Raw genomic sequence first — 4,400 nt, forward strand, 5'->3', positions numbered from 1 at the left:
CTCGTCCCCAGGTGGATGGCCCTCATGCTCCCAAGCATGCGCACTCCGGCCGCTCGAGGTGGCCCGCTCATCCCTGGCCCAAGCTGCGCTTAAGGCGCACCTGGCGGGGGCCGGGCCTTCCCGAGCACCGAGGCGCTGCCCGCACTCGGTGTCGGCGTTAGAACGGGTGAGGCGTCCGAGCTGACGCCTCGCGTCAAGGCTTCCCCCTTGACCCTGCTTTCGCCCCAACCGTAGAAGGCCCGCGACCCATGGCAACTCCCGATCGTTTCCCCCTGCCGCAGGTATCCGAATCCACCCGGAAGCCCGAGTGGTTGAAGGTTCGCCTCCCCCACGGGGAAGGCTACGAGCGGGTGAAGTCCATCGTGCGCCGCACGAAGCTGTCCACGGTGTGCGAGGAGGCTCGCTGCCCCAACATCGCCGAGTGCTGGGGCGGGGGCACCGCCACGGTGATGCTCATGGGCGAGGTCTGCACCCGCGCGTGCCGCTTCTGCCACGTGAAGGTGGGCGCGCCCCCGCCGTTGGACCCCATGGAGCCCATCCACCTGGCCCAGGCCGTCAAGGAGATGGACCTCGAGTACATCGTGGTCACCTCCGTCAACCGGGATGACCGGCCGGACGGCGGCGCCAGCCACTTCGCCTCGGCCATCCGCGAGCTGCGCCAGCACTCGCCCCGGACGATCGTCGAGGTGCTCATCCCCGACTTCAAGGGCGTGGAGCGCGACCTGGCCACGGTGTCCGAGGCCCGCCCGCACGTGGTGGCCCACAACGTGGAGACGGTGGAGCGCCTCACCCCCACCGTGCGCGATCGCCGCGCCACCTACCGCCAGTCTCTCAAGGTGCTCGAGTACCTCAAGCAGCGCCCGGAGAAGCTCTACACCAAGACCTCCGTCATGGTGGGGCTGGGCGAGACGGACGCCGAGCTGGAGCAGACCTTCCAGGATCTGCGCGCCGTGGGCGTGGACGTGCTGACGCTCGGCCAGTACCTGCAGCCTTCCCAGTACCACCTGCGCGTGGAGCGCTTCGTCACCCCGCAGCAGTTCGAGGACTACAAGAAGCTCGCCGAGTCCTACGGCTTCCTGTACGTCGCCTCCGGGCCGCTCGTGCGCTCCAGCTACCGTGCCGCCGAGTTCTTCATGAAGGGCCTCATGGAGCGTGAGCGCCTGGGTCTCGCCGGCAACACCTGACGCCTTCCTAACCCTCAACACCCCGAAACGGACCCCCGCGAATGGCGATCTTCGAGTTCAAGCTGCCCGATCTTGGCGAAGGCGTGCAGGAGGGCGAGCTGGTCAAGTGGCACGTCAAGGCCGGTGACAGCGTCAAGGAGGACCAGACGCTCGCCGAGGTCATGACCGACAAGGCCACCGTCACCGTCCCCAGCCCCAAGGCCGGCCGGGTCGTGCAGACGCACGGCAAGGAAGGCGACATCGCCAAGGTCCACCACCCCCTCGTGACACTGGAGATCGAGGGCGCCGCGCCGGCCCAGGCCGCGGGCCATGGTGCTCCCGCCGCTCACGGTGCTCCCGCCGCCGCCGCTGCTGCCCAGCCCCAGGCCCTGAGCGCCAAGGGCGATGGCGCGCAGGCCGCCTCCAAGGTGCTGGCCACGCCGCTCACCCGCCGCATGGCGCGTGAGCACGGGCTGAACCTCGCGGAGATCGCCGGCTCGGGTCCCCAGGGGCGCGTGATGAAGGCGGACGTGGAGGCGGCCCTCGCGGGCGCCAGCGCCGCCCCGCGCAACGAGGTGGCCGCCTCCGCTCCCGCCGCCCAGGCCCGTCCCGCCGCGCCCTCGGTTCCCCAGGGCCGTGGCGACGAGCGCATCGCCCTGCGCGGCCTGCGCAAGAAGATCGCCGAGAAGATGGTGCGCTCGAAGTTCACCGCGCCCCACTTCGGCTTCGTCGAGGAGGTGGATTGCACCGAGCTGGTCGCCCTGCGCAAGCGCCTCAACGAGACCCTGGCCGCCTCGGGCGAGCACACGAAGCTGTCCTTCCTGCCCTTCATCATCAAGGCCGTGCTCGCGGCGATGAAGAAGTACCCGCACCTCAACGCCAACATGGATGAGGCCGCGCAGGAGCTCGTCGTTCGCGGCGAGTTCAACATCGGCATCGCCGTGGCCACCAACGAGGGCCTCACTGTCCCCGTCATCAAGAACGCGGACAGGCTCACCCTGCGCGAGCTGGCCAACGAGGTCGTCCGTCTCAGCAACGCGGCGAGGGATCGCAAGCTGAAGATGGAGGAGCTGACGGGTGGCTCTTTCACCATCACCTCGCTCGGCCAGACGGGCGGCATCTTCGCCACGCCCATCATCAACCACCCCGAGGTGGCGATCATGGGCATCCACCGCATGCGCAAGCGCCCCGTGGTGGACAAGAACGACCAGATTGTCGTGCGCGAGATGATGAACCTGTCCATCTCCGCCGATCACCGCGTCATCGACGGCCAGGTCGCCGCGGACTTCGTGTACGAGGTCATCAAGTACCTGGAGCGTCCGGACATGCTGTTCCTGGCCATGGCCTGACGGCCGGCCACCTGCCGGGGGCGCGTGCCTCGCCGGGAGCGCTCGCGCACCGCGCTCCCGGCCTTCGAGGAGGTTACGCTGCCCCATGGCCGAGAACGTTCGCGACGTCATCCGCGCCGCCCAGGCCGCGGAGCTCGGGGGAGACAAGCCCCGGGCCATCGAGTTGCTGCGCCGCGCCGCCGCCATGTACCGGCGCGCGGGCGGCTTCTCCCGTGCCGAGCAACTCCTGCGCTACGCCCTCCGGTTGGATCCCTCGCTCACCCAGGAGTTGGAGGAGGAGATCCGCCGGCTGTCCGAGGTGACGCAGGCCACCTCGGATGTCCGGGCGTGGGCCGGGGACGAGTCCTCGCCGGATACGTCCTCGCCCGCCCCCGATGAGGACCCCGAGAGTGGGGTGTGGGTGATCCAGGAAGACACCTCGGCCGGTGCCCTCCAGAAGGCCCTGCGCGAGGCCGAGCTGGCCGTGGGTGTGCGCACCGACCCCGTGGCCGTCGCCGTGGAGGTCGTGCGCTCCGCGGTGCGCTCCGCGGAGGCGGCGGAAGTGCCTTCCGTGCCGCCACCGGCACCCGTCACGGCTCGGGTGGAGGAGCCCTCCCGTGAGCCTCCCGAAGAGCCCCAGACGGCTTTCGTCGAGCGGGGACCGACGCGGGCCGATCCCTCGCTCGAGGCGTGGTGCTCCTTCTGTTGCCGGCCTCGCTCCGAGGTGGGGCCGCTCGTCGCGGGTCCCGCTGGCGCATTCATCTGCTCGGCCTGCACGGGTGAGTCGAGCACGCTGCTCGGTGGCGTGGCGCCGAGGGCTCCTTCCCCGCGCAACCGGACCGCGGCCGCCCGAGGGCCCGTCCCCTTCGAGCTGGTGGGCCAGGAGGCGGCCCGAGAGCAGCTCGAGCGCGCGTGGGAGTCCGGCGTGCGTCACGTGCTGGTGCTCGGGCCCGAGGGCTCCGGCAAGAGCACCTGGATGCGGGCGCTCGCGGAGCAGGGCAGGGGCGTGCTCGCCGTCCCCACGGCCCTGGACCTCGCTCCCCTGGAGAGCACGCTCCTCGTGGAGGACGTGGACCGGCTCCCGCCCGCCGAGCAGCTCGTGCTGGGTGCCTTCCTGGCCCGTCACCCCGAGCGCACCGTGCTGATGACGGCTCGGGGCACGCCGGTGGCCTCGGGGGTGGTGCTCCTGTCGGACTCGGGCCGTCTGCCCGTGCTCACCACCGCCGCGCTCTCCGAGGCCGTGCGGGGCGCGCTGCCCATCACGCTGCTGGAGCGGGTGCAGCTCCTCGTTCCGCTCGAACAGCCGAGCATCGAGGACCTGGTGGAGATGGCCCGGCGCGGGCTCGCCTCGCGCGAGGACTGCCACCTCTTCGACGAGGTGCTCGTCGCCCTCGCCACCGAGGCGTCCCGTTCGCCCCGGGCCGGGCACGAGCTGCGGGCCCTCCTGGCCCGAGTGCCCCCGGGCACCTGGCGTCTGGAGGCCAAGAAGGGCAAGCCGAAGCCGGCCCGTCGCGGTCGGCGGAAGGGAAAGTCGTGAGCACGCTGACGGTGTACCGGCTCGGCCGGGTCGAATACGAAGACGGCCTCCAGCTCATGAAGCTCTTCGGCGAGGCCCGCCGCCAGGGGCTCTGCGGGGACTCCCTGCTCCTGCTCGAGCACCCGCCCGTGCTCACCCTGGGTCGCGCCGCCAAACGTGCCAACATCGTCGCCAGTGACGCGCGGCTCGCCGCCGAGGGCGTGGAGGTCTACGAGACCGACCGCGGTGGCGACGTCACCTACCACGGCCCGGGGCAGCTCGTGGGCTACCCCATCTTCCTGCTCCCCGAGGGCCGCCAGGACGTGCGCCGCTACGTGCGCGATGTCGAACAGTGCGTCATCCGCACCCTCGCCGAGTACGGCCTCACCTCCG

At 71.0% G+C, this 4,400-nt stretch carries 4 protein-coding genes; all 4 read left to right on the forward strand.

Going from position 1 to position 4,400, the window contains the following annotated elements; genetic code table 11:
* Positions 1-248 precede the first annotated feature (248 nt).
* Positions 249-1,184 carry a lipoyl synthase gene (gene lipA, locus VF697_RS12440; protein WP_331094574.1) on the forward strand — a complete coding sequence of 312 codons (936 nt, stop codon included), beginning with the start codon at positions 249-251 and terminating at the stop codon, positions 1,182-1,184.
* 41 nt (positions 1,185-1,225) lie between these two features.
* A complete protein-coding gene (locus tag VF697_RS12445) occupies positions 1,226-2,512 on the forward strand; it encodes a dihydrolipoamide acetyltransferase family protein (RefSeq protein ID WP_331094577.1) in 1,287 nt (428 codons plus the stop codon).
* An 85-nt stretch (positions 2,513-2,597) separates the two neighbouring features.
* On the forward strand, positions 2,598-4,028 hold the full coding sequence (locus tag VF697_RS12450) for a ClpX C4-type zinc finger protein (RefSeq protein ID WP_331094579.1): 1,431 nt from the start codon (positions 2,598-2,600) through the stop codon (positions 4,026-4,028).
* A partial coding sequence (locus VF697_RS12455) for a lipoyl(octanoyl) transferase LipB (RefSeq protein WP_414641277.1) occupies positions 4,025-4,400 on the forward strand: 376 nt, incomplete at its 3' end. The genes VF697_RS12450 and VF697_RS12455, both read left to right, overlap by 4 nt.

Source organism: Archangium sp., from assembly GCF_036388035.1.
GTDB lineage: Bacteria > Myxococcota > Myxococcia > Myxococcales > Myxococcaceae > Archangium.